31 protein-coding genes are annotated in these 21,757 nt (G+C 62.6%); 2 read left to right on the top strand and 29 right to left on the bottom strand.

The features are described from left to right. The first annotated feature begins 108 nt into the window (after positions 1-108). Positions 109-351 carry a YozE family protein gene (locus tag AC07M1_RS18640; protein ID WP_495164142.1) on the top strand — a complete coding sequence of 81 codons (243 nt, stop codon included), beginning with the start codon at positions 109-111 and terminating at the stop codon, positions 349-351. On the opposite strand, the gene AC07M1_RS18635 is transcribed toward AC07M1_RS18640, so the two are convergent. From AC07M1_RS18635 to AC07M1_RS18615, 5 genes are read right to left on the bottom strand one after another with little or no spacing between them, the layout of a single operon-like run. Continuing rightward, positions 348-551, bottom strand: a complete 204-nt coding sequence (locus AC07M1_RS18635) for a hypothetical protein (protein ID WP_495164141.1) — start codon at positions 549-551, stop codon at positions 348-350. The two genes, AC07M1_RS18640 and AC07M1_RS18635, sit on opposite strands and share 4 nt — an antisense overlap. 2 nt (positions 552-553) lie before the next feature. Then, positions 554-946, bottom strand: a complete 393-nt coding sequence (locus AC07M1_RS18630; protein ID WP_495164140.1) for a hypothetical protein — start codon at positions 944-946, stop codon at positions 554-556. After that, complete coding sequence (locus AC07M1_RS18625; protein WP_495164139.1) at positions 943-1,269, bottom strand: hypothetical protein; 327 nt, start codon at positions 1,267-1,269, stop codon at positions 943-945. Before AC07M1_RS18625 ends, AC07M1_RS18630 begins: the two co-directional genes overlap by 4 nt. Continuing rightward, positions 1,266-1,985 carry a peptidoglycan-binding domain-containing protein gene (locus tag AC07M1_RS18620; protein ID WP_495164138.1) on the bottom strand — a complete coding sequence of 240 codons (720 nt, stop codon included), beginning with the start codon at positions 1,983-1,985 and terminating at the stop codon, positions 1,266-1,268. Before AC07M1_RS18620 ends, AC07M1_RS18625 begins: the two co-directional genes overlap by 4 nt. Next, positions 1,982-2,356, bottom strand: coding sequence for a hypothetical protein (locus AC07M1_RS18615; RefSeq protein WP_495164137.1), 375 nt, complete (start codon positions 2,354-2,356; stop codon positions 1,982-1,984). The genes AC07M1_RS18620 and AC07M1_RS18615 overlap by 4 nt, the downstream gene beginning before the upstream one ends. A gap of 123 nt (positions 2,357-2,479) precedes the next feature. Here AC07M1_RS18615 and AC07M1_RS18610 point away from each other — a divergent pair, with 123 nt between their 5' ends. Then, a complete protein-coding gene (locus AC07M1_RS18610; protein ID WP_495164136.1) occupies positions 2,480-3,304 on the top strand; it encodes a phytanoyl-CoA dioxygenase family protein in 825 nt (274 codons plus the stop codon). Between the two features lie 2 nt (positions 3,305-3,306). Here the strand turns inward: AC07M1_RS18610 and AC07M1_RS18605 are convergent, their stop codons facing one another. From AC07M1_RS18605 to AC07M1_RS18490, 24 genes are all read right to left on the bottom strand, one after another. Then, positions 3,307-5,175 carry a hypothetical protein gene (locus AC07M1_RS18605; protein ID WP_495164135.1) on the bottom strand — a complete coding sequence of 623 codons (1,869 nt, stop codon included), beginning with the start codon at positions 5,173-5,175 and terminating at the stop codon, positions 3,307-3,309. Further along, positions 5,168-5,521: a hypothetical protein gene (locus AC07M1_RS18600; RefSeq protein WP_495164134.1), complete on the bottom strand. Its 354-nt coding sequence runs from the start codon at positions 5,519-5,521 to the stop codon at positions 5,168-5,170. The genes AC07M1_RS18605 and AC07M1_RS18600 overlap by 8 nt, the downstream gene beginning before the upstream one ends. Beyond that, complete coding sequence (locus AC07M1_RS18595) at positions 5,521-6,186, bottom strand: hypothetical protein (protein WP_495164133.1); 666 nt, start codon at positions 6,184-6,186, stop codon at positions 5,521-5,523. The genes AC07M1_RS18600 and AC07M1_RS18595 overlap by 1 nt, the downstream gene beginning before the upstream one ends. Before the next feature lie 41 nt (positions 6,187-6,227). Next, positions 6,228-8,663: a phage tail protein gene (locus AC07M1_RS18590; protein WP_495164132.1), complete on the bottom strand. Its 2,436-nt coding sequence runs from the start codon at positions 8,661-8,663 to the stop codon at positions 6,228-6,230. Beyond that, positions 8,660-9,055 (bottom strand): DUF6950 family protein, encoded by a 396-nt coding sequence (locus tag AC07M1_RS18585; protein ID WP_495164131.1) that lies wholly within the window; start codon positions 9,053-9,055, stop codon positions 8,660-8,662. Before AC07M1_RS18585 ends, AC07M1_RS18590 begins: the two co-directional genes overlap by 4 nt. Then, positions 9,052-9,618 carry a hypothetical protein gene (locus AC07M1_RS18580; RefSeq protein ID WP_495164130.1) on the bottom strand — a complete coding sequence of 189 codons (567 nt, stop codon included), beginning with the start codon at positions 9,616-9,618 and terminating at the stop codon, positions 9,052-9,054. The genes AC07M1_RS18585 and AC07M1_RS18580 overlap by 4 nt, the downstream gene beginning before the upstream one ends. A gap of 41 nt (positions 9,619-9,659) precedes the next feature. Then, positions 9,660-12,524 (bottom strand): tape measure protein, encoded by a 2,865-nt coding sequence (locus AC07M1_RS18575; RefSeq protein ID WP_495164129.1) that lies wholly within the window; start codon positions 12,522-12,524, stop codon positions 9,660-9,662. Between the two features lie 71 nt (positions 12,525-12,595). Beyond that, entirely contained in the window at positions 12,596-13,195 is a 600-nt protein-coding gene (locus AC07M1_RS18570; protein ID WP_495164128.1) for a hypothetical protein, read from the bottom strand. Continuing rightward, positions 13,192-13,704 (bottom strand): hypothetical protein, encoded by a 513-nt coding sequence (locus AC07M1_RS18565; RefSeq protein ID WP_495164127.1) that lies wholly within the window; start codon positions 13,702-13,704, stop codon positions 13,192-13,194. The genes AC07M1_RS18570 and AC07M1_RS18565 overlap by 4 nt, the downstream gene beginning before the upstream one ends. A gap of 1 nt (position 13,705) precedes the next feature. Next, positions 13,706-14,152, bottom strand: a complete 447-nt coding sequence (locus AC07M1_RS18560) for a phage tail tube protein (protein WP_495164126.1) — start codon at positions 14,150-14,152, stop codon at positions 13,706-13,708. A 39-nt stretch (positions 14,153-14,191) separates the two neighbouring features. Next, on the bottom strand, positions 14,192-14,428 hold the full coding sequence (locus tag AC07M1_RS18555; protein ID WP_495164125.1) for a hypothetical protein: 237 nt from the start codon (positions 14,426-14,428) through the stop codon (positions 14,192-14,194). Between the two features lie 24 nt (positions 14,429-14,452). Then, positions 14,453-14,890, bottom strand: coding sequence for a hypothetical protein (locus AC07M1_RS18550; protein ID WP_495164124.1), 438 nt, complete (start codon positions 14,888-14,890; stop codon positions 14,453-14,455). Positions 14,891-15,031: 141 nt separating this feature from the next. Continuing rightward, complete coding sequence (locus tag AC07M1_RS18545; protein WP_495164123.1) at positions 15,032-15,454, bottom strand: HK97 gp10 family phage protein; 423 nt, start codon at positions 15,452-15,454, stop codon at positions 15,032-15,034. 108 nt (positions 15,455-15,562) lie between these two features. Further along, positions 15,563-15,772 carry a hypothetical protein gene (locus AC07M1_RS18540; protein WP_495164122.1) on the bottom strand — a complete coding sequence of 70 codons (210 nt, stop codon included), beginning with the start codon at positions 15,770-15,772 and terminating at the stop codon, positions 15,563-15,565. Positions 15,773-15,886: 114 nt separating this feature from the next. After that, positions 15,887-16,225: a hypothetical protein gene (locus AC07M1_RS18535; protein WP_495164121.1), complete on the bottom strand. Its 339-nt coding sequence runs from the start codon at positions 16,223-16,225 to the stop codon at positions 15,887-15,889. A 35-nt stretch (positions 16,226-16,260) separates the two neighbouring features. Next, complete coding sequence (locus AC07M1_RS18530) at positions 16,261-16,620, bottom strand: DUF4054 domain-containing protein (RefSeq protein ID WP_495164120.1); 360 nt, start codon at positions 16,618-16,620, stop codon at positions 16,261-16,263. A 17-nt stretch (positions 16,621-16,637) separates the two neighbouring features. Beyond that, a complete protein-coding gene (locus tag AC07M1_RS18525; RefSeq protein ID WP_495164119.1) occupies positions 16,638-17,036 on the bottom strand; it encodes a hypothetical protein in 399 nt (132 codons plus the stop codon). A gap of 67 nt (positions 17,037-17,103) precedes the next feature. Next, on the bottom strand, positions 17,104-18,087 hold the full coding sequence (locus tag AC07M1_RS18520) for a DUF2184 domain-containing protein (RefSeq protein WP_495164118.1): 984 nt from the start codon (positions 18,085-18,087) through the stop codon (positions 17,104-17,106). A gap of 12 nt (positions 18,088-18,099) precedes the next feature. Further along, the gene (locus AC07M1_RS18515) at positions 18,100-18,855 is read right to left on the bottom strand and encodes a structural cement protein Gp24 (protein WP_495164117.1); all 756 of its coding nucleotides are present in this window, start codon (positions 18,853-18,855) and stop codon (positions 18,100-18,102) included. Between the two features lie 12 nt (positions 18,856-18,867). Next, positions 18,868-20,007, bottom strand: coding sequence for a DUF2213 domain-containing protein (locus tag AC07M1_RS18510; RefSeq protein ID WP_495164116.1), 1,140 nt, complete (start codon positions 20,005-20,007; stop codon positions 18,868-18,870). Positions 20,008-20,049: 42 nt separating this feature from the next. Beyond that, a complete protein-coding gene (locus AC07M1_RS18505; RefSeq protein WP_495164115.1) occupies positions 20,050-20,220 on the bottom strand; it encodes a hypothetical protein in 171 nt (56 codons plus the stop codon). After that, a complete protein-coding gene (locus AC07M1_RS18500) occupies positions 20,217-20,480 on the bottom strand; it encodes a hypothetical protein (protein WP_495164114.1) in 264 nt (87 codons plus the stop codon). Before AC07M1_RS18500 ends, AC07M1_RS18505 begins: the two co-directional genes overlap by 4 nt. Next, on the bottom strand, positions 20,477-20,626 hold the full coding sequence (locus AC07M1_RS18495; protein ID WP_495164113.1) for a hypothetical protein: 150 nt from the start codon (positions 20,624-20,626) through the stop codon (positions 20,477-20,479). Before AC07M1_RS18495 ends, AC07M1_RS18500 begins: the two co-directional genes overlap by 4 nt. 217 nt (positions 20,627-20,843) lie before the next feature. Then, entirely contained in the window at positions 20,844-21,755 is a 912-nt protein-coding gene (locus AC07M1_RS18490; RefSeq protein ID WP_495164112.1) for a phage minor head protein, read from the bottom strand. Between the last annotated feature and the right edge of the window lie 2 nt (positions 21,756-21,757).

The raw sequence follows: 21,757 nt of genomic DNA, 5'->3' as shown, positions 1-21,757 counted from the left end.
CTGGATCGGCATCACCGCGGGGCTACCAACCAGTGACCCCTTCCCAAAGAACGAGGCGGGGTGGACAATGCTGGTTCGCCGCCTGCGCAACAAATGAGGGGACCCGCCATGCCTGACACGAACAACCCTGAGAGCTATCTGCGCAAGCCCGAGGCGTTCGGCCGCTGGCTCCTCGCGCAGAAAGATCGTGGCGACTGGGTCGATGATCTGGCGGACCAGGCGCGCAAGGATCCATCATTCCCCAAGGATGGCGACCCGGAAGCTGTCCGCGCGCACCTGCGCGCACAACAGGCGGATGGCGATATCTTTCAGGCGGTGGATGACGCCGAAACGGACTGGCTGAGCTGCTAGGCCCGCTGGATCCGCTCGTTGATGGCGACGCTCTCCGCTGTCTGCGCCGACAGCATTGCAAGGATCTGGGCCTTCTCCTGCACCGACAGGGCAACAGCGCCGGCCGCCACATTCTCCAGCACCTCGGTGACAAGCTCGCGGCCAGCTGCGACGGCTTCGGCGGCCTTGCGGGCCTTTTCCAGCAGTTCGGCGAAATCCATGGCTATTTCTCCTTCACCGCGTCGCAAGCGCGCCGAAGCGATGGATGCAGGGCGCAGAGCTTATCGATCGACGCCAGCGCAGCGGCGGCCGACATGGCCTTGTCCGCGCTCTTAACCTTCTTCTCACCGTCGGTGAGCGCCCCAACAACTTCGCGGGAAACCTCCTTCACGCGCTCCTTCGTGGCGCCGGTGATGACGCCCTGCTCGATTCCCACAGCGGCGGCAGTGCCGACGGTCTGGTACGCGAGATTGGCGAGGATCAGCCCGCGGGCGCCTTCGACGACCATCCGATCGGCGACAGCCTGCACCGGCGCAGACCCGGGGGATTGCACGGCACCTATGCCCGAGCAGGACGCTAGCGCGAGTGCCAGCGGAAAGAGAATGAACTTTTTCACGATTTGCTCTCCTCGACGGTGTGAACCGGATCGTCGGGTTTGCCTGTCGCGGCCTCGCCAGCTGCGTTCGCCGTCGCGGTAATCGCATCGAAAGCCGCTCGGGTGTTCTCGACCTTCGCCTCGTCGTTCTTGTTGGCCGCGAAATGAAACGCGACGACCATGTTCAGGAGCCCGGTGAGCACAACCGCTTGAAACACGACCTCGAACAGTTTGACGTCCCAGAGCTTGGGATCGTCCTTGGCCATGGCCAGCATAATCAAGGCGAAAGCGAAGAGACCGAGCGTTACCCATTGCCGCTCAGAGGGCCAGCCGGGCCACTTCATCGCGCCCACTCCCCAGTCTTGCGGTGCAGCCAGGATAGGAAGTCGCCGACGGTCTTGCCGCGCAGGATCGACGGATTGGCCTTGGTCGCGGCCTCTCCGGCGATCAGGTCGGCGCGCGCTTTCACATCAGCGCCGATCACCTGAGCAGCGGTCATGGGGCCGAAGAAGTGGGCGGCGTAGAGCGAGGCCTTGTTGATCGGGATCCCCTTGCCCTTGAGGTACGCGGCATTCTTCGCGGTGAACGTCTTCGCGCGCTGAAGCTGCTCCTCGACCGATGGTTTGAGGCCGCCGAACGCCTGCGACATGTCCCCGCCCCACTGGCCGCCCTCGCCCAGCCAAGACGAGCGGATGAACTGATACAACCCCGACGCGCTCGACGTTCCGGCCTTGATATAGGGCCGGTCGCCGCTCTCGATCTTCGAAAGCATCGGCCAGTAGTCGGCGGGAATCTGAGCGCTGACGCTAGCGGGTGGGCGTGCTGGGGGTGACAGCTCGTCGAGCTTGGCAAGCGTGTCGCGCCCTGCCCATCCATCCATTTCGAGCGAATGAACCCGCTGAAAGAGACGCACGAACTCATCGTCATTGAGCGGAACCCGGGGCAGTGGCAAATCCGGCCCCAACCGAGCAACTGTCCGCTCTCCGGCGACGCCATCGACGCCAAGCCCGAACCGTTCCTGAAACAGCCGGACGAATGCATCATCCGTGATAGTCGTCATGCATCCCTCTCCCGCCTGTCCTGCTTGATTTCGTCGATCGCCAAATGCGTTTCGCTGGCGACTGCCTGCATGGCCTGGCGTAGGGCCTGTGGGCCGTGCAGCATCAGCATGGTCTCCAGCTGGATGATGCGGCTCTTCAGCCCCTCGACGCGCTGTTCGCACTCGGCGGCCTCGGCGGCGCGTTCAGCCGCGGCCTGGGCACGCTCATCTTTGAGCTGCGTCTCGAGCGCCGAAATCCGCTTCTCGATGAACACGCGCCAGATGAAGCCAGCGACCGTCATCCAAAAGGCGGTTGCAGCCACCGCTCCGGCAGCGAACGCCATGGCGAGCAGTCCGCCTTGCTGACCGGTATAGTCGAGGTCTGCGCTCACGGCCTGACCTGTGCTGCGTTGCCGGTGTCGCTCATGCCACTGGCATGGCCGCTGCGATGTCAGCCGGTTACCGCCGTCACAATCAACGTTGGACCGAAGTCATTCCCATGATAGATCAAGTAAATGGACTTCAACACTGATGGCTTCATCATCATCGATCTAGACGTCGATCGGTTCGAAGTGATCGCGAATGAGATCATTAGCGGGCTGCGGTTCGATCAGACGGGGCGCATTGAGAATGCTTGGCGCACGCCCGGGGAAGCTGGGAAACAAGTTCGCGATCTCGCCGCGTTAGATCAGGTCCTCGACCTACTTGAACAACTCTACGGCAGGCGCCCGTTCCCGTTCCAGACGCTCAACTTCAACCGGGGCACCCAGCAGGCTATCCATAGCGATACCATCCACTTCGACAGCCTGCCTCATGGGTTCATGGCCGGTGTCTGGATCGCGCTTGAGGACACGCATAGCGGCAACGGACCGCTCATGGTCTACCCTGGATCACACACCCTTCCACAGCTCACTCTCAAAGACTTCGGCGTCGATAAGCTGGAGGGGCGAGACGCCTACGAGCTCTATCGCAGTGCCTACGAGCCGGGCGTCGCGAAGATGATCGAAGAGAATGGCTTAGTCGGTAAGGAAATCCACCTGAAGCGCGGTCAGGCCCTCATCTGGTCCGCCAATATCTTGCACGGGGGAGCGCCGATCCTAGATCCCGGAAGCACCCGGTACAGCCAGGTCACGCACTATTATTTCGAGGGCTGTACTTACCTCACCCCCTTGCTGTCCGACGACCTGCGCGGGCCGTGGTATCGTTACCCAGTCGATCTTCGCACAGGGCGTAACGTCGGTGGATATCGAGGAGGAAGACCTGTCCCGGTCCCGCTCGGCCAACGCATCAAGAGCTGGGCCAAGAATACCATGCGCAGTGGGACACGCCACCAGCGCTAGGATTACATCATATAGCTGCCCGAGATTCGGAACGCGGTGGAATTACCCAATTCTGCGTAGGTCATCGGGACGATCGATCCACCTTCTCGGCCCTGAACCTCGATGTAGAAGTTCCCTGGCGAAATCTGTCCGTGGATCTCTGCCTTCGTCGTAGTGACCTCACCCGGAACCACCGTCACCGTTTGCAGAAAGTTCGTCGCACCTTTCGCGGCATATGGCAGTCCGGTCAGCCGCACCGCGCCAGCTGATGCTGACGACCCCTTCGAAGACAGGCTGACATAGGCTTGGAATGTCACCGTGCCGCCATTGACGACATAGTATCCAACTCGGTTCGTATAGGTGATGCCGGTCGACCCGCCGGAGAATTCCAAGCCTGGCTGAAAACCAGTCGGCGAAATGCTCTCGACAGCGGATCTGCTACCGAGCGTGCGATCGATATCGTAGGTCAAGTTGAAGTTTACGCCGAAATCGAGACCACGCTTCCAATATATAGAAATGATGCCGACCGGATTGCCACGGCACATCTCGATCTTGCCGATGACCTGGGTGCATGCATCCGAAACGTATACATAATAGTCCGGGTTTGGATGGCCCGAGTTATTGACGAACGTGCATGCCAGAAGGGTCAACCCAATAGCATATGGCGTGTTCACCATCAGAAAACCCGCCTTTACCACCCCGTCGGACGTCCCAGATGGAATGCTGTTCGTATTTTCCTCGCTGTAGCACCCAATAAAGGTCCAGTTTTGGATTCCGAAGGTGCCGTCAACGCGTATCGGCACCCATAGGTTGTTCTCGAAATTGCAGTTGATGAACGTCCATCCGTTCAACAGGAACGGCTCAAAAGTGTGATCAGCTCGCAAGCCATAGCGGCCCGCTGCCGCCCACCGACAGGTGTCAAAAATCTGGATAGCTTGATTGTCCGTTGCATTTGCGAAGAAGTTGTCGAGTATTGCCTCGACAAAACTACACCTGATCCAACGATTCCAAATCGAGCGCCCTTCCATCCTCACATTGTAGCGAAACTGAAAGATCAAAAGATCAGTGAAGATAAAGTAATCATTCTCCCCGGAAGGGGTAGGGCCGTTGATCAAAATCCCATCAGCTTCGGTGTATTCAGCCTTGTCGCGGTTGCGTAGCGTCATCCCCGATATCTGCACGCCGCGAATGTTCTCAAACTCATCTGAAATCGTGAACACGGGTGAGTTGGTGTAATTACGAATCACGGTGGATTCGCGGCCCTCGCCGACCAGGCAGGCGCCGTTGGGCAGGCTGACATTGAAATGGTAGCGGCCGGCAGGGAAGAAGACCACTTTGCCGGTGGCAATTGCATTGGCGGCGAACACCGACAGGTCGGTTACGTCGGTCTGCGCGGCAATCCCCGCGTGAAGGCTCTCGGGAATGAAGCTAAGGACCGACACCCGATCATTGATCGCGCTCTCAAGGGAGCGCAGGACCCCGCCGGTCGCCAGCGCCCGATAGGTGATGCTGCCCGATTGCTGCCTGACCCACGCGCCAACCGCTGCGGAAGTGTCGTTCGCCTCGATGATATCGTGATCGTCGGGCGTGTACGGCGCCGCGCCTGTCTCGAAGAAGAAGTCACCGTTGCGGATACCGGCGGCGCCCGCAATACGCGCGGTTCTGTTCGAGCTCGGCGCGGCCTTGAAGCTGGCCAACGTGAAGAAGGTATTGTCTGCCGGCCCCGGAATGACACTTTGAAATCCTGGGTTCTGCTCAATCGCGAACTGCGCGAATCTGTCCAATACGACTGCGTCGGAGTCGGTGGGCGTCGAGCCCCAAGCGCCGGTCCGCCGCGCCACTTCCGTCGCAGACGCGCCCCGCGCGCCGGATACGATCAGCTTTTCAACCATAGGTGGTTCCTGGGACGAAGTTGATATGGCCGCGACGCTCGATCGTCTTAATTCCGTCGGGATGGGTCCGGCGCAGGTCATATGCGAAGCGCACAACGGTATAGGTCCCGCTAACCGCCCCAAGATCGGCGCCGTGGATCAGCTCGTCGAAATAGCCGAGGATGCCAGGCCAGATCGTGATGGCTCCCGAAGCAACCGCCGCGCCGCCATCTCCGGGCAGCCGCCGAATCTGCATCAAAAGCGTGTTGCCGGTCAGGTCGATCGGCTCGCCGGCATCATCGACAAGCTGAGAAGTGCGCAGGAAATCGCCGTTCCTTGGCACCTCGATATCCATCGTCACAGCCATCACGGCACCTCGACGAAGGTGATTTCGACGTCCGCGAACTGGCCGAATTCAACATCGGCCGACCAGTCCTGGCCCGGCAGGGAGCGGCATTTGACGACGGGCCAGTCGAAGTTCGCGACAGCGCCAGAGGAGACAGCGGCACGAAGTGGCGGCTCGATCGAAAACTGACCCGGCGATGTTTCCCGCCCGATGCGGTGAACTCGGTTGCCGATACCGACTTTCTCACCGCCGCGGATCGGCGAGCCTCGAGCAACAGCGATGCCGACGGATGTCGCACGCAACGCTGCATTCGCCGTCACCGCTGCCTCGATGTAAGGCGCGGCGAAGCGGACTTCGGTCGGGAAGAGGCGGTTGTTCGCCCAGATATCGGAGGGCTCAGCGAAACCCTTGCCCAGCGCCGGACGCGGGGCCGTTGATACCGAAAGAACGGGAACGAGCACATCGGTGTTTCCGCCTGCGAGATGGCCGTTCCAGGCTTCCCAGGCGTTCAATGCTTCAGGCGTGTCGAGCGAGATCCCCGAATAGGTGATCACCCAACGTCCACCACCATCGGTCAGCATAGTGTCTTCGACGCCGCTGAGGCTCACCCCGCCGGTGACCGACTTGCGCTCAATCACCGCGCGAACCTTCGTCGGATTGAAGATGTGAGCCGGGAAGATGAACATAATTCAACGCTATGGCCGTTGCCGAACCCGGGTTACCGCCGTCACGTCTCCGGCATAGGCGGCAAGATTGAGCCATCCCAGCCTCCCGGCGGCGGCTCGCTCCCTCCACCGGTCGAGATCGTGAAATCGATCTCTGACGAGAGGTTCAGGAGCGTGGGCTTGGTTGTCCAGCCATCATAGGCGGCGATCCGGCCGTAGTAGGTCCCTGCGGCCAAGCCATAGATCGTGATAGGTGGACTGGCCGCAGTCAGCACGGACCCGGTCGTGAGGGGATCAAAGCCCGCGCTTCCGGCATAGAAGACGATATAGCCCAAGGCTCCAGTTACCGGGTCGCAGCTCGCGACCGCTTCCGTCGCACCGTCCGCGATGTCTGGGGACGCGGGTGCTGCAAGCGCAGGCTTCGAGATGATCGCCGTCGCCGCCGAAACGCCGAAGCCCGCAGAGTTCACGCCCGCCACATCGACAACATAGCTGCGCTGCACCCCATCGGCATGCGCCTGGGAGGACGTATAGGTGACCGAACGGGTCGTTGTGTTCACGGTCCGCAACAGCGTCGTCCCGTCGGCGGCGTAGATCCTCCAACGGTAAGAGCTTGCCCGTGGAATCGAGGCGACCTCGAGCAACATCGTGCCTGACCACGAAACGAGAACTGGAACCGTAGCGGCATCCGGTGGCGTTGTATCGGTGGAGCTGTCGACATCGACTGTCGCCGACCACGGCGAGATGCGACCGTCGCCAACACCATAAGCGACTGCGATCTGGATTGTGGCATTCGCCGGGACGAAGCCGGTCAGCAAGGTGACCGATGGCCCAGTGTCCAGGTCGGGATAGGCAGATTCGTTCCAGCTTGCATCGCCGGCCGTGCGCCAACGCGCATACCAAGTGACGTCGTCGCGGTTCAGGCCATCTGCATCGATCTCGACGCGCACACCTGTCCCACCGTCGGACACGGCCGAATAGATGGCATGCGCGCCGGTGACCTCTGGCGCTTCAAGTGGCGCCGGCGCGACCCTGCTTGCGGTCGCAGCGGGGTCCCCCTCTTCGGTTGCCGGGTTCCATGCGTCGATGTTGGGGTCAGCGGCAACCCAACCGAAGGTCACTCCGCCGGTCGATATATTGCGGGTCAACGACACGATTTCCGCGACGCCATCGAAGAAGACTGATCCGGCCTCTTCGATACGCAAATTGATGTAGCGTTGGCCCCGCACGATACGGCCCGCGACTGTGGTGGTGACGGTTCCCCGATGTAGGGCCAGCGCCCTTGCGATCCTGCGCTTCGCCAGGCGCCTGACCTGACTATGGCTAGGGACTTGCGGATCAAGTGTTTCGCTAAGCACCTGGCCGCGCGCCGAGATGTCATCCTCATCCGTCCAAGGCGTGGCATCAACCGTGTTGTAGTCATGCGCCGCCGAGACGTAGACGCACAGCAGCTCATTCGTTGCCTTGTCGTCATCGACCCCCACCCCCTCCCATTCAAACGCAGCGATCTCGTCAGGGCCGATACTGACGGTCGGTGCCACAAACTTGCCCGCGTGGACGATCAGCGCCCCATTCTGCCCCGTGGCAAGCCAACCGTCGCAGGCGGCAAGCAGTGCTCCAGAGACCTGTTTGTGGGGGTCGGTGTGCTTGTGCGCAACGCAGCTGCGGTAGCGCTTCTCCGTCCCGCCGCCCTTCAACGCGATGTCTTCGTCGCAAACAGAAGCTGCGGCTCGCCAGTAGGAAATGGCTGGCGCGATCTTCGTCGCATAATCGACGCCCTCACGCACTAGCTTGTAATGCATCAGCTGCCGGATCACATTTTCGGTGTAGGTCCACCCCGCAGGGTCGGTCGGATCCGGGGCAAATGGATCCGGGCATTTCTGCCACTTCGCCACCATGGAGCCTAGCGGTGCGCCATTGGGGTACCGTTCCAGGAATACTTTGTCCTTCACTGGCGCGGCGGTCACCGCGAGCATGACCACTCCGTCGCCGCGACCAGTCCAGCTCGGAATTTTGGCGGTGACAGCCGGGATACCGGCGCCTGGCGAAGCGCCGGTGGTCCAATACATCCGGACGCTATTGTGATAGCGCTTGTCGGGCTGAGGATTGACCAAATTTCCGGTGAGGGTGACTGGATCGTCATTCAGATAGAAGCCGACGACCTCGCTCAGTTCTCCATCATGGACTGGATAGACATCGACGGCGGTCCCATCACTCGCGGTCTCGAAAACCCAGTAGCCCGAGCCGTAGAGCCTTCGCGTACCATAAGCGGAAACCCGAGGTGGCCGTGGGGTCTTGATGGCCGTTTCAGCGGATTCCGGTTTGGGTGCGGGCTGACCGACCAGTGAAGCAAACTGGTTGAGGCCTGCGGCGATCAACCAGGGTTGACCGCTCGCGATGCCGATTGCTGTCAGCGTGACGCCGGAAATAACCCGACCGAGATCACGATCGATCAACGAGAACGGCGCGGCCAGGATTGCTCCGACGAACCTACTCATGGGCGCCAAGCCGCGACGATCGCCTCGCGAGGCATCCTGGCAAACGACACGCCTTTGCCGGTCTTCACCGCCCATTTGTCGCCGGTGAAGATTGCCCCGGCCTCGAAACCTTCACATCGGATGACGCCGATATCTCCGAGAAGATAGGGCGGGAAAGCTTCAGCAACTTCGTCACCAATCTCGCGATTGATTAGCCCCGCAAGCCCGCCGGCGTCGCGTGCTGCAGCTTCGCATTCACCGTCGCCGGTAATACCGCGCCAATTGGCGGCGAAGTCACGGTACCCAAGCACCAACCCCCAGTCGGCGAGCATGGTGCAGCAGTTCCAGGGAGCGCGGCCATTGGCGACAGCCCTCAGGAAGACACCCAGGTCGGGTCGGGCGCCCTCTGTCATTCCTTTGAAGGACCAAATCGACGCGTAGAGCCGGCAGTGTATCCCGCCACGTTCACAGCGGCGGCATCGGTTGGCGACCGTCGGCGCTGATCTGCATCGGTGAAATATGCGCTTGGGGCTCTGGAGCGGGTCGTATCGCCTGCTACGATCGCCAGGGAAATTGAACGCGTGATCTGCCCACCGTTTGCAGTTGGGCGCGATACCTTTAGGCTACGGGCCTCGAAAACGGCCTCCCATTCGATCGGGCCAAGTGGCTGCCAGTCTTCGCCGAAGTCGATGCGTCCGAGGTCTACGCGGGCGCCCTTGACCGATGGGGCATCATCTATCGCGAGGCGCACAGCTTCTTCACTGACTCCAGCGAGCACGAAGTCGAGCCGCTCCGCGGTCCCGGTCATTAGCTGCTGAAAGTCGGGGATGCTGATCAGCTCGCCGGCCCCAAGCGCAATCGCCGCCTCTGGAACAACTGCGTCGATGCCAACGGGCAGGTCGCCAAAACCAGACCAGAACAAGGCCGGAGGATCGCAGGCAATGCGCACCACGATGGATTCCCGGTAGGTTGGCATTGCACCGAGCTATCCGGTGACTAGAACGCTAGTTACCGCCGTCAGGTCCCATCGATCTGGAACTGGCTGAGGCGCTGCGGCACATTCTGCATTACCGCCTTCCCCATCGCGGCTGCGGCTTGGCCAGCATTGGTACGCGAAATGCGTTCGATATCCGCATAGAGTTCCCGGGTCATAACCGCGCCGCGAAGATCGAATTGCGGCGACGAAATCACGACCGGGCGAGAATCGGAACGTGCCGCACGCGCGTTTGCCTGTCCCAACGGAACTACCGTCCCGCCTTGCGATCCCATGCGGAGAAGCTCAACGGCACCTCCCTTGTGCTCGTTGACACGCACGGTTTGACCGGGGCCGACATATCCGCCGCTCGCGCGACCGAAAAGCGAAGAACCAAGCGACAGTAGGCTGGACAAGAACCCGCCGCCTCCACCGTTTGCGGCCCCGGCGCTGGCGAGCGCATCAGAAAAGGGCCGGATCAAATTCTGCTGAATGAACAGATTGAGCAGCGACTTAAGGAGTGGGTCCTTGACGCCGAGCTTAGACGTCAGGGCATCCGTTATGGCGTCATCGACTTCGTCCAGGCGTTGCACCACGAGCGATTCGACCTCGTCACCGATATTGTCGCCCTTGTTCCGGAGCCGGCGTGCGTAGGATTGGAGAGGTGATTCGAAGTCGCGGTTGGTTTTCTCACGCCGCGCGGCCTGTTGCCGTTCCAGCGTAGCGCGAGCCTTGACGGCATCCGCGACCTGACCGGAAGCAATTGCAGCGTCCAGCGCGGCCTGTTCTTCAATCTCACGCTGCGCAAGGATAGCGCGCTCGATCGCCAACCGGGCAATGCGGGTATCGACCAGCTCGGCTTCAGTTTGAAGCGCAGCGCCTTCGTCGCGAGCTACCTGCCCACGATTTCGCGCCGACCGCTCCTCGGCGTCGCGATTAATCGCCTGACCTAGAAAGGAGGGAGTGCCAACTACATACTCGCCGTTGACCTTTGACGCTGCAACTCCGAAGCGCTTGTTGAGCGCCGCGATCTGCGCTTCCTTCTGCGCCTTGGTGAAGTTCTTGTCATTTTCGACCTGCGCGCGCCGCTGGTCGTACTCGAGCCGGTTAAGCTCGATCTGGATGTCGCGGCGCCGTTCAATGTCGGTCGTGATCGCCAGCTCGTCCTGGAGCTGCTCGGCATAGATCCGACGCAACTCGTCTGCGTTCTGCTGCTCGATCTCCACTTTCGTCGGACCAGACCGGCCGCGCGGATTATTCTGCGGGTCGCCCTTCTCCGATCTGGGCGTCGGCGCGACGCTAGGTGCCTTGATGACGCTTCCGAGCGCGTCGAAGCTATCGATCAAAGCGCCGACCTTGGCCATCGCAGCGTCGAAGCCGGCCTGCGCTTCGATGACCTTGGTCTCGCCCGCGATGCCAATCGGGCCGCCGGCAAGTGTGCTCAATGCAGAAAGCCCGGTCACCAAGGTGCTGCGGGCGGCAAGTTCGGTCTTCGCGGCCTGAAGCTTGACCTGGGCGGCCTTTGCAACGTCGCGCGCGCTCGCGATGGCCTCCTGGCGCTGTGCCCGCAGGGCCTTCACGTGCTCCAGCGCCTCGAGACGGGCCTTACCTGTCGCGGAAGTCAGCTTGTCGATCGCGACTTGGTCAGCATCTAGTGCGGGCTTCAACTCCTCAAGAGCAGCCGCCTGAGCCCGCGACGATGCCGTCGAATCGTCCTGCGCTTGCACCAAGGTGACGACCGCAATCCCAAGGGCGGTCGCCACACCAATGGGGCCGCCGAACGCCGCGAGCATCGCCCCGCCGGCTGCGCGGGAGGCAGCGCCGACGGTACCGAGCAGCGTGGTGGTCCGGACCAGGGACGACCCGTAGACGACATTCGTTGCCGTCGTCTTCGCGATCATTGCATCCAGAAATGCCTGTTGAGCCGCAAGGCGCTGAGTTGCGACACCTTGAGCAACAGTGGCCGCGGTGGTCGCCGCCAGTCCAGCAACATAGCGCCCAATCAGCACAGTTGCGATGACCGCAAGGGCATCGGCGACGGAGTCGAGATTGCTTGCCAGCGCCTCCATCGCCTGTGCCAAGATAGCGCCCGCGCCGTTCGCGCGATTGGCCTCGCCGATGTAAACCGTTAGCGAATTGGTGAGCTTGGTGAATGCGCCGCCGATCGTCAGTTCAGCAGAGGCAGCGCGCTTTTCGAGATCACCCAGCGCCTTCGTGATCGCCTGAAAGAGCTGGACGTTGCTCACGCCCTCGCCCTTCGTGTCCTTGATCTTGCGGGTAAGGCCGGAAAGGCTGTTGCCCGTACCGTCGATATACTTCGAGGCCTCGCGCAACAGCGGCTGCATGGTGTCGAGCAGACTGTTGAACTCGTCGGCCTGGATGCGCGGCGACCCGAGGGCCTGGCCGAGTTGGAGAAGAGCTCCCGACGCCTCGGTGGTGCTGGTTCCAGAGATTTTCAGCGATGCCGCGACCGCGCGCGTCAGCCCGATCAGGTCGGAGGTGCTCGCACCCAGTTCCTTCTGGTTCTGCGCGGCACGGGAATAAAGGGTGCCGACCGCTTCGAGCGCGACACCGTTCTGCTGGGCGACCGCGAGAAGGCGCTGCTGGACAGTGGCGAGTTTCTCACCCTCCAGGCCGGCAACGCGAAGCTGGTTCGTGAAGCGTGTGTAGGAATCCGCCATCGCGATGACCTGGCGGGCGGACAAGGCCCCGGCGAGCGTACCCGCCATCGCGCGGAAATGTCCGCCGATTTGCGCCGAGGACGTCTTGATCTGGCGTTCGAGCGACACGACTGCACGCTCCTGCCTCCCGAGATTCATCTCGGCCACGCGGGTCGTGTTGATCAGGTCTGCTTGGTAGCGGCCATTTTCAGCGACCAACCGCAGAATGATCGGATCGATCTCGGCCATGTTGCGAGCGCTATCGCTGGCCAACTCTTCGGGTTACCGCCGTCAATTTACTCGCGCCGCGCTGAACCGCTTCAGGCGTTCGAGGTCCGGCTTTTCGGCTTGCCCTTCGACGTTCGCGTTGTGGGCCTCAAGCGCTTCCCAGAACTCGGCGAGGGTGACCCGCTCCCAGTCGAGCCCGAGCTGTCCGCAGCTGGCGAGAAGCTGTCCTCGCTCAAAGGGCTTGGGTTTTCCTCCGGCTCGTTCAGTTTTTTTTTGAGTTGCGGCCCGCGGATCGTCGCGTTGAGGATCGCCCAGGCAAGATGCTGACCCTCGACCCAGCCGACGACGGGGTTCGGCAAATAGGTATCGACAAGATCGACGGCCTTGTTCGGACCGACCTTGATATCCTCGCCCGCCACCATCCCCGACCCGCCCCCGATCAGGGCACAGCGCAGGACCTCACGGATATCGCTCGGCAGGGCCATACCGCCGCCAAGATAGGCTGGGGTGTCGTCAGGCGTGATACCGAGCCCCGCCTCAAGCTCGGCGTGGATAATGTAGATCGACTTGGGCCGGTGGACGCCATCGCGATCGGCCGAGCCGCATTTCTGCTCAATCTCAGTGATCCATTTGAGCGGCAGCGCGAGCGTATATCGCCCGTCACCGAAGGCGACGCTATCGAGCGAAATCACGCCGCGACCGTGCGGCCGACGATCACGATGTCATAGGTGACCGGAGTTCCGGCGCCGCTGTTCGAGATGTTGAGCAGGTCGCCGGTACCTGCAGTTACGGCCCAGCCCGACTGCGACACGAACGGCTGCCATTCCCCAGGCTTGACCGAGACGCCATCGCCAGCGGCGAGGAACGGACCAACAAACCCATTGGATGCAGGGCGAGTCAGGTTGACGTTGTTGGTGTTGCCCGCAGCGGCGGAAACAAGGATCGCCACGATCTCGCCAGCGGTGATCGTCGCTCCGAAGGCATCGGTCAGAACACCCGCAAGGTCGATGTCCTCGTTTGCCGAAGCCGCGAGCGTCCGACGATCGCTGAACAGGACGTTCGCCTTGTTCGTCGCATCGGTGCCCGCGACCAGCGAGAGCATGCGGTCGACGCTGACCAGCATCTTCGAAGAGCCGATGTCGTTCGAACCGACCTGCGTCAGGTCCAGGTTGAAGCGGATGTCGCCGCGAACCCCAGCCATTTCAGGGCTCCACCGTCCAGATGAGAGCGCCCTCGCCCTCAAGGGTGATTTCCTGTGCCGCATCGCCAGCACGATCGGTGCTGATGTTGCGCGCGGTCATGATAGCCTTCCCGGAATAGGTGCCCTTGAGCTCGCCAGCGTCGGTACCGTCGTTGCGGTACATCTCGGCCTGATAATTGACCGCTTTCCCAAGGAGTGCGCGAAGCGGCGCGTTCTGGGCATTGTCCGGGAGTCCTGTGCCGGTGATTGTCCAATTCGTGCCGGTAACACGGCGACGGGTCGTCGGGACCGCGCCGGGCTTGGTGCAGTCCCAGCGCGACCGGGCCTGCGTTTCAGCGGCCTCGTTGACGTTGACCTGGATGAGATCGCAGACGACCGTGAACACCTCAGGGTCGGCGCCGTCGCCGAACTTCACGCGAGCAAAATCCCAAGTGACGGGCTCAGACATTGACCAATCTCCGCATAATCGCGGAGACCCTATGGTCGGTCAGTCTGTGCGGTTACCGCCGTCAGGGATGGCTCGTATTTGCGCTCGGCGCTGCTGAGCTTCCCACTCGGCCTGCGTCGGCGCCGAGGCTTGAACGAAGGCAGCCATGCACGCGCGAGCATCTTCAGAATGCCCGGCCTGCTCGAGCCGTGTTGCCATCTCGTCGATATCATCGGCATCGAGAAGGCCATTGCGGACCATCTGTTCGATTAGTGCACGGGTGAGAGCGGAAGACACGGCACAACTATAGCGACGGCGTGCTCAGCCCGCCATCACCTTCACGCGAAACTCGATGTTCGCCTCCAAGGCATCGGCCTCGCCATCGACCTTCCGCCGGATGTCGTTCACGAGCTCGAAATGTGCCGTGCCGCCGGGAACGGGCAGACGGGCCTTGTACAGGCTATCGCACAGCGCAGCGACGCAACGCCCCATGTGGTCTCGTGCCAACTCCAGCACCGACCCCGAGCCGGATTTCCGAGCGTCGGCCCGGATGTACCAGGGAAAGCGGATATCCCTCCGCTGACGATGCCCCGTATATGGGCCAACGATCGCCGTGCCTGGCTTCACGAACGGCCTCGCAGGAGTCGCAGCGGCATCGGAGGTCATGATATGTGCCGCAGGGATCACCAAGACGAATGCTGCGTCCGCCTTCAGGTAGGCCAGCGCGGCCTTCTCAACGGCGACGAGTAGATCGGGCACGCTTTGCCTCCAATGCGCCGGCTGCATCCGCCAGCTGCTCGACCTCCGGACTGAGCGGGTAGGTTCGACCGCCTCGATAGGTCTCGCTGGTGAGCGGCCCCATCGGCCGCGACCACGTGCGCTTGAACTTTCGGTTCGCCATCACCCCGCCTCCGTGCTGCGCGACCTGCGTACGGCGATGTTCAGCGCCTTCTCGACGTCGCGAATGACCTGCGGCTTCATCTTGTCGCGGGCGGGCCGCATGTATGGACGCGCGGCGACATTGCCCCAGTCGAATTCGATCAGTGCGTGTGGCGCCGTGCTGGCCACCTCGACGGTGAGAAAGCTGGTCTTGCGAGTGACGATCCCGTCCGCCAGCTGATGCGTGTCGGCATTCGGCGCCTCGCCGGGCTTCGACGGGACATGGTTCTTGCCGCTGACTGCACCTGCGGTGATACTGAGCTGCGCCTCGACCTGGATCGCCTCGCCGCTGGCGAACAGTGCGGCGCCTACTAGTTGCAGAGATGCTGGGCTGGCCAGCTTCCGCAGACGCGCGACATGCGCTTTCCGGCCCTTCAGGGGCATCGTTCGGCGCTCCGGGACATGCGCGACCTATCCGCCGCGTCTGCCCCGGTGGTTACCGCCGTCAGGGGCAGGGCCACCTTCGCGATCCGCGCTCGTTCAACTTGAACCTTACGTGATTTTCAGTCCCGGCATCAGGCCTCGGAGTACGTTCTTCGCTTCCTCGCGCTCTTGGCCCGAAGTGAGATTCTTGAGCGCGCCGCTCAAAACTCCGAATGCTTCCTCCTCGTCGATGACACCTTTGTCGACCAGCAACTTTAGGGTGTGTGCATTTATCGCGGCAGCAAGCATTCCCGCCACGCCCGGATTGATTACGGTCATTCGAACCTCCCTCGCAGAATCGAAAACGACATATCCAACTGAGGATAAGGTCGTATTTAGCCAATGGGTAGCCTCAACCGGGGTAAGACATACCGCGAATGGAGGTGCGACCGCCTACCCCCGCCGCCCCCGCCCATCGAACGCGAAGCCCATCGTGTCGAGGGATTGCCCAGCGATCGACCAAGTCCCGGCGTGCGGACCGGCCAGCACCTCGAGCGTCGCGTCGCTGTCCACCGCCCTGCCCAGCCCCGGCGCCAGGATCAGGACACGCATATCCTTGTCGGTGTACCCAGCCTCCCCGCGCATCGCTTCGGTGACCACATCGATCTGCGCCGAACAGGGAAACTCGACCGGCTCACTTGGCTCGATGATCGAGCCGCCGTCATCGGTCACAGCATCACCGGGCCAGCGCAGCACCGCGTCGTGATACGGCCCGCCGAACCGATCCGACACGGCGCGCGCGATACCTGCGAAGCGTTCGGCGAGCATTAGGGGCAGCCGACGAGCCGCGGTCCGGCGCAGTTCCGGCGCAGATAGATCCGGAACCGCTGGCCATACTTGGTCGCGTCATAGCCGCCGTCCAGCCCGGCATTGGCGGCCTTCTCGCTGAAGCTGACGTCCATCGATGCGGATTTGAACCGCGTAACACCCGCCATCGCACCGCCCTCCCCGCTTCCCGGGACCTCGTCGTTCACGACCAGGTTGTGCGCCGTCAGCTCGAGAATGGCGGGCTGATAGTCGTCCTTCCAATCCGTCGTCACCGGAGCGTGGTGGGCGAGCCAGTATTCTACACGGGCGTCAGGCACCGCCGACAATGCCGGGAAACGGTCACGGAAGTCTTGTAGCATGGGGATGGTGTAGGGCATCAGGCTTCGGCGCCGGCCGCTTCCTTGGCCTTCTTCACAAGCGTCTCAGTCTTGGCGTTCGGATGCGCGCGCGTGCCGGACTTGCGCTCGATGAAATCGCGCAGCTCATCGTCGGTCATCGCGTCGATAAGCTCAGCCTCTTCGTCTGCGGTCAGCGGCAAAGCATCTGCGACACCGCCGGGCTTCCCGTCGCCGTCATGGTCGAGCGGATCCGGCAGGTCGGCAGCCGGTTCAAGCGGTGGCCGATTCTCACCCTCGACTGGCTCGACCTGGAAATACCCCATTCCTTCCATCGCTGCGAGATAGTCCGGTGCAAACGGGGCGGTCACCGTCCCCAACGCCGGAAGGCGGATCAACAGGTCATGCGGCGAATTTGTGAGGTTGGTGATCTTGAACATGGGATGCTCCAGAAAGAAAAAGCCCGCCCGGTTAGAGGCGGGCTTTCGGTGCCGTGGTGACGATCGATCAAGCCGGGACCGGCGTGACCGCGTCGCCGTAGCTGATCGCGTTCGGACGGTAGATATCGACCGGGCCGGTGCGCGCGATACCGGGCACCACGTAGTTCAGCGGCCCGTCCTGATGGACGCCGAGGAACTGGAACGGCATCGGCACCCACAGCTTGAGGTTGTCCTCGCTGTTCCGGTAGGCCACCGCTCGGCCACCGCCAGCAATGCCGACGGTCGCCTTGTCCTTCAGCTCGTCGAGCGACTTGATCGTGAGCTGCTGGCCCGTGCGGCGGGTGAACTCGTTGTTCTCCATGATGTACTGCATGATCGATTTGTTCGGCGAGGTGACGCCGTACGGGGTCGCCACGATGTAATCGAGAGCAGCATCGGGAAGGAGCAGCGTGTCCTTGACGATGCGCCGTGGCCCGGGCTCGCCGAGCAGCAGGATGTTGACGTCGCGCACGATCTGGGCGGGGGTCTTGTTGCCGGTGCCATCGTTCAGCACCCAAGCCGAGGTCGAGTTCGTGCCATCCGCCGGAAGTACCGTCGGAGCGACGTGGGTGCTGTTGACGAGGCCCTTCCAGCCCTTCTCGACCGAACCGACGAGCAGGTTATCCCAGAGGAATTCCTGCGACCCCTCGCGCGCCGCACGGGCGCGACGCTCGGTCAGCGGATAGTTCTGGAACTGCGCCTTGCCCAGCTCCTCGATGTTCCACTGGTATCCCAGCGCGTACATGTCGAAGGGCAGTTCGACCAGGTCGAGGTTGGCGTCGGCGAGCGGGATATCCTTGGCGGCACCCGACTGCCAGCGCGCCTTACCCGTACGGTCGCCGACGAGGGTGTCGATGCCGCTCGCCCACTCGGGGAGGCTGGTGTCGACCGTGATCAGCGAGGCGATATCCATCTCGGGATATTCGATCTCGTAGACCCGCGCGTTCAGAACGTGGCTCTGCTGGCGGGCAAAGCTGAAGACCTGGGCGGCGTCGTTCATGTTGATGTTCATTAACGTCGCTCCTTATGCGGCGGGCGGGATGCGACGGAGCCGGACCGGGACGAGGTTGCCCGAGGTCTTGGTCGCGTCGAATTCGGCGTTGGGGATCTTGATGTTGCCGGTCGCCGTGCTGGTGTATGTCTTGGTGGACGAGATCCAGTAGACCGGCGTCTTGCGGTTGCAGTTGCCGCCGGCCATCACGGCGATAACGCCGCTCTCGCAGACGGGGACGTTGGCGCCCACGGCATAGATGCCGTTCTCATCGACATCGAAGTCAGCGTTCGGACTCGTCTCGGTGATCCCGAGGAAGTCGTTGTTCTCGGTCAGCGTGACGTCGATGTAGTAGGTGTCGCCTGCCGTCATCGTACCGGCATTCGAGATCGTGAACGTCGTGATGCCCGGGATGGTGGTGTTGGCGGTGGCGACCACGCCATGGCCGACGAGAATGCCGTCCGGGTCATAGACCAGATAAGGCGCGGTCGCCGACGTGCCGGTGAGGGCGATCCGATAGCGGCCCTGCTTCGCCCCGGCCGTGATCGCGGGCGAAGCCGTGATCGTGCCGGTGCCGACATTGCCAGCGGCAGCGCTACCTGCGCCGGTCGCCGCGAAATCGGCACCAGCGACGACGCTCTGGTCGGTCGAGCCCTGATAGGCGGGCTGCGCGCAGCCAATGGCCTCGGCTGCGACGCCGGTGATGGTGTTCCACTCCTCCATTTTGACCCGGCGCCCAAGGGCGTAGGCGGTCATGCGGTCCGGGAATGCGGTCTGAATCGGGGGCATGAATGCGGCTCCTTAGGCGTCGACCGGCTTCTTGCCGGTCATGCGGTCGATCATGCGCTGACGCGCTGCGGCTTCTGCGGTGGCGGCGTCGCCGATCGTGACCGGCGTGCCGAGCGGCTGCACTTGCGAGCTCTCGACCTTCGCGTCCTTGGTCAGCACCGCGAAAGAGGCCGCGACCTGGTCTGCGGTCCAGTCCTTGGCCGCATCGCCCATCTTCGCCGTTACGGTCGCGGCCATGATCTGGCCCTCGTCCATCTCGTCACCAATGGTGACGCCGAGCGATTTGGCCTTGGCGGTCGCGTCCATCAGCGACTTGCCGGCGGCGCGAAGCTGCGCAGGGGTCGGAGCTGCATCATTCACCTGCTGTTCGAGCGTGGTGATCTTGGCGTCCTTGGTCGCCGCGTCGGTCTTGAGCGTGGCGTTCTCGGTCTGCAGGGTGGCGAGTTCGGTGCGTGCAGTGTCGCGCGCCGCCATCAGCGTCTGGATCGTGGCGACCGCCGTATCAGCGTTCGACACGTCGACGGTCAGCCCGTCGATCGTCATGTTCTTCACGGGCTTCTCCATCGTGAGGTTGTCGAGAATGTTGGAGGAAAGGGCGTCGCAGGTTGCGACATCGCCGATGCGACAGGTTTCCCCGCCGCGCGCACGATCTACGACCGCGACGTGGTTGCCGTCGCTGATGCGGGACTGGCGGGCCTGGCACTTGGTGCCGTCGGGCGCCGTGAAGTCGCCGAATTCAAGGCTGGCCTTGTAGCCGTTGCTGAGTTGGCGCTTGCCGGCCTCGACCTTCTCGATGGTCGGTCCGTCCATGATGAGCAGGTCGAATGCGAGATGGTCGCCGTCCCGGAGCGCCCCCATGATGACGCCACGGCCATGATCTCGCCAGTTCGTGGCGTTGACCGCGACACTGGGGTGGTCGTCGGTGATGGGCTTGCCGATGAACGTCGCCACCGCCGCCTTGTCGAAGACGGTGGCCTCGTCGCGCAGGACATTGACGACCGCGGTATCGCGGTGACCGTGCTTGTTGTGGGGATCTACCTCGCGGCCCGTGTACCGATAAACGCCAGTCTTCGCGGCACGCGCGCGAACGGCGAGATAGCCGTCAGCGGTGCGGCGAGGCGTTCCAAGTTCGAGCGCGTCGGCGAAGTACATGGCCCGAGGCGTACCGGGCCTTGTACGTGGTCGTTACCGCCGTCAGGAATACATTACTTGCAGTCGCTCCAATTCGGCTTGCGCGTCGTCCTGATCATCATAGTCCTTGCTGACGATCACTGTATGGAGCACGTCGCCCCGCATCGCGGATTGGATCACCCTAAATTGGCCGGTCTCGGTTTCTTCGACCGTATAACCCTTGTCATCGCTCATGCCTTCTTCTCCTCTAGCAGCGCGTCGATCTGCGCGCGCCACATATTGCCGGCGGTCCCGCGCGGTGATTGCGCCTCCTTGCCTTCCGCTGCATCGAGCATCGCATCGCACGGCTCCCGGATCGCGGCGATGACAGCACGGACTTGCGCACGATACGCGTCACCGTGGCGGTCCATATAGAATTCGCCCATCTCACCCCCGGCTTCCTCCGGGTAGTCCAGCGCCATAAGCGCCCTCGCCGCGCGTTCGATGGGGCTCATTCTGGCTCCCACGGCAGCACCACACCCCGCAGGCGAGTACGCTGGTGCGCTGCTCGGGTGATCGCGATCCTTTGCGCCATCAGTCGCGCGTCCGCCTCGCGCAGCTTGTCGCAATCAATGCTCAGACTATGCTTACTACCAGCCATATCGCATCTCCAGGGCGTTGTGGTCAGAGCCGGGCGCGGTGGCTGCCGTGTCCGGCTCGCCCCGAAGTCTATCACAATAGAGCGAGGATGCCATGCAAGACCACCAAGCGAACGCGATTTTGCAGCAACTGCAAATGCTCCGGGATTCTAATCGAGACCAAGTGAACCAACTGAAGCGCATTGCAGATGCTCTTGAAGCGTTAGTGGCGGCAAAGCTTTAATCCATCACCAGCACCCCCTGCCCACGGCACCCACACCAAGGCGGCCGCCCCGGTCGGTCATTCTCCGGCGGCGGCGCCTGCACAGTCTGTCCGTTGACCGTCTCGCCGACGCCCGCCGGGTCATCGCTGTAGAGGTTCCCTTCACGCGCGAGATGCTGCGCGCGCGGGTGCTTCTTCCCGCTGTGCCGCCACTTCCACACCGATAGCCCGGCCTGACGCCGCCGTTCGTCCGCCAGCGCCGCCGACAGCTTCGACATCTGATCAGCGGCGATGTTCCGCGACCTGGTGCGAGACATATCAACCGCCTCGCGGATCTGCTTTGCCACATCGCGCACTGGCGACCGGTTCTGCAGCCCGGAGAACACCGCATTGCTGATGCGCTGACGCGTGACCGCCGAGACATCTCTGATCAGTTCGGTGTTCCAGCGCAGATAGGTTTCAACCGTGGCGCGCACGTCCTCGGGGCCGATCAGTGTCAACAGGTCCACACCGGTCGCCGTCAGCACGGCCTGACGCCAGGCATTCCGCTGCCACCGCTCGACACGGATGCCCCAGTCCTCAAGCGCGGCCTGTAGGGTCAGGAACAGGCGTTCGAATTCAGACGAGGCGGCGTCGATTCGGGCTTGGATATCGCTGGGGGAATCGTTGAGGCGGGCGACAGCATCGGGGGGGATCGCGCCCGCCTCGCCGCCTGAACGGCCATCAGTCGCGATCGATCCCAATGTCCGAGAATATTCTTCGACGATGGGGTCAACGGCGCGCTGCCAGAGTTCGACGATCGGGAGATATACGGCGCGATAGAGATCAGTCGCCAGGGCAGCCGGCGGGGCGATGTCGCGGATGACGACTGCACGCCGCCTCATCGTCGGGCGGACGCGGCGGGTCATTGCGGCGAGGTCGAAGCGCATGG

Source organism: Sphingomonas sp. GW821-FHT10C01 (assembly GCF_059415525.1).
The sequence above is the reverse complement of the archived record's forward strand: the minus strand, read 5'-3'. Positions and strand labels throughout refer to the sequence as shown.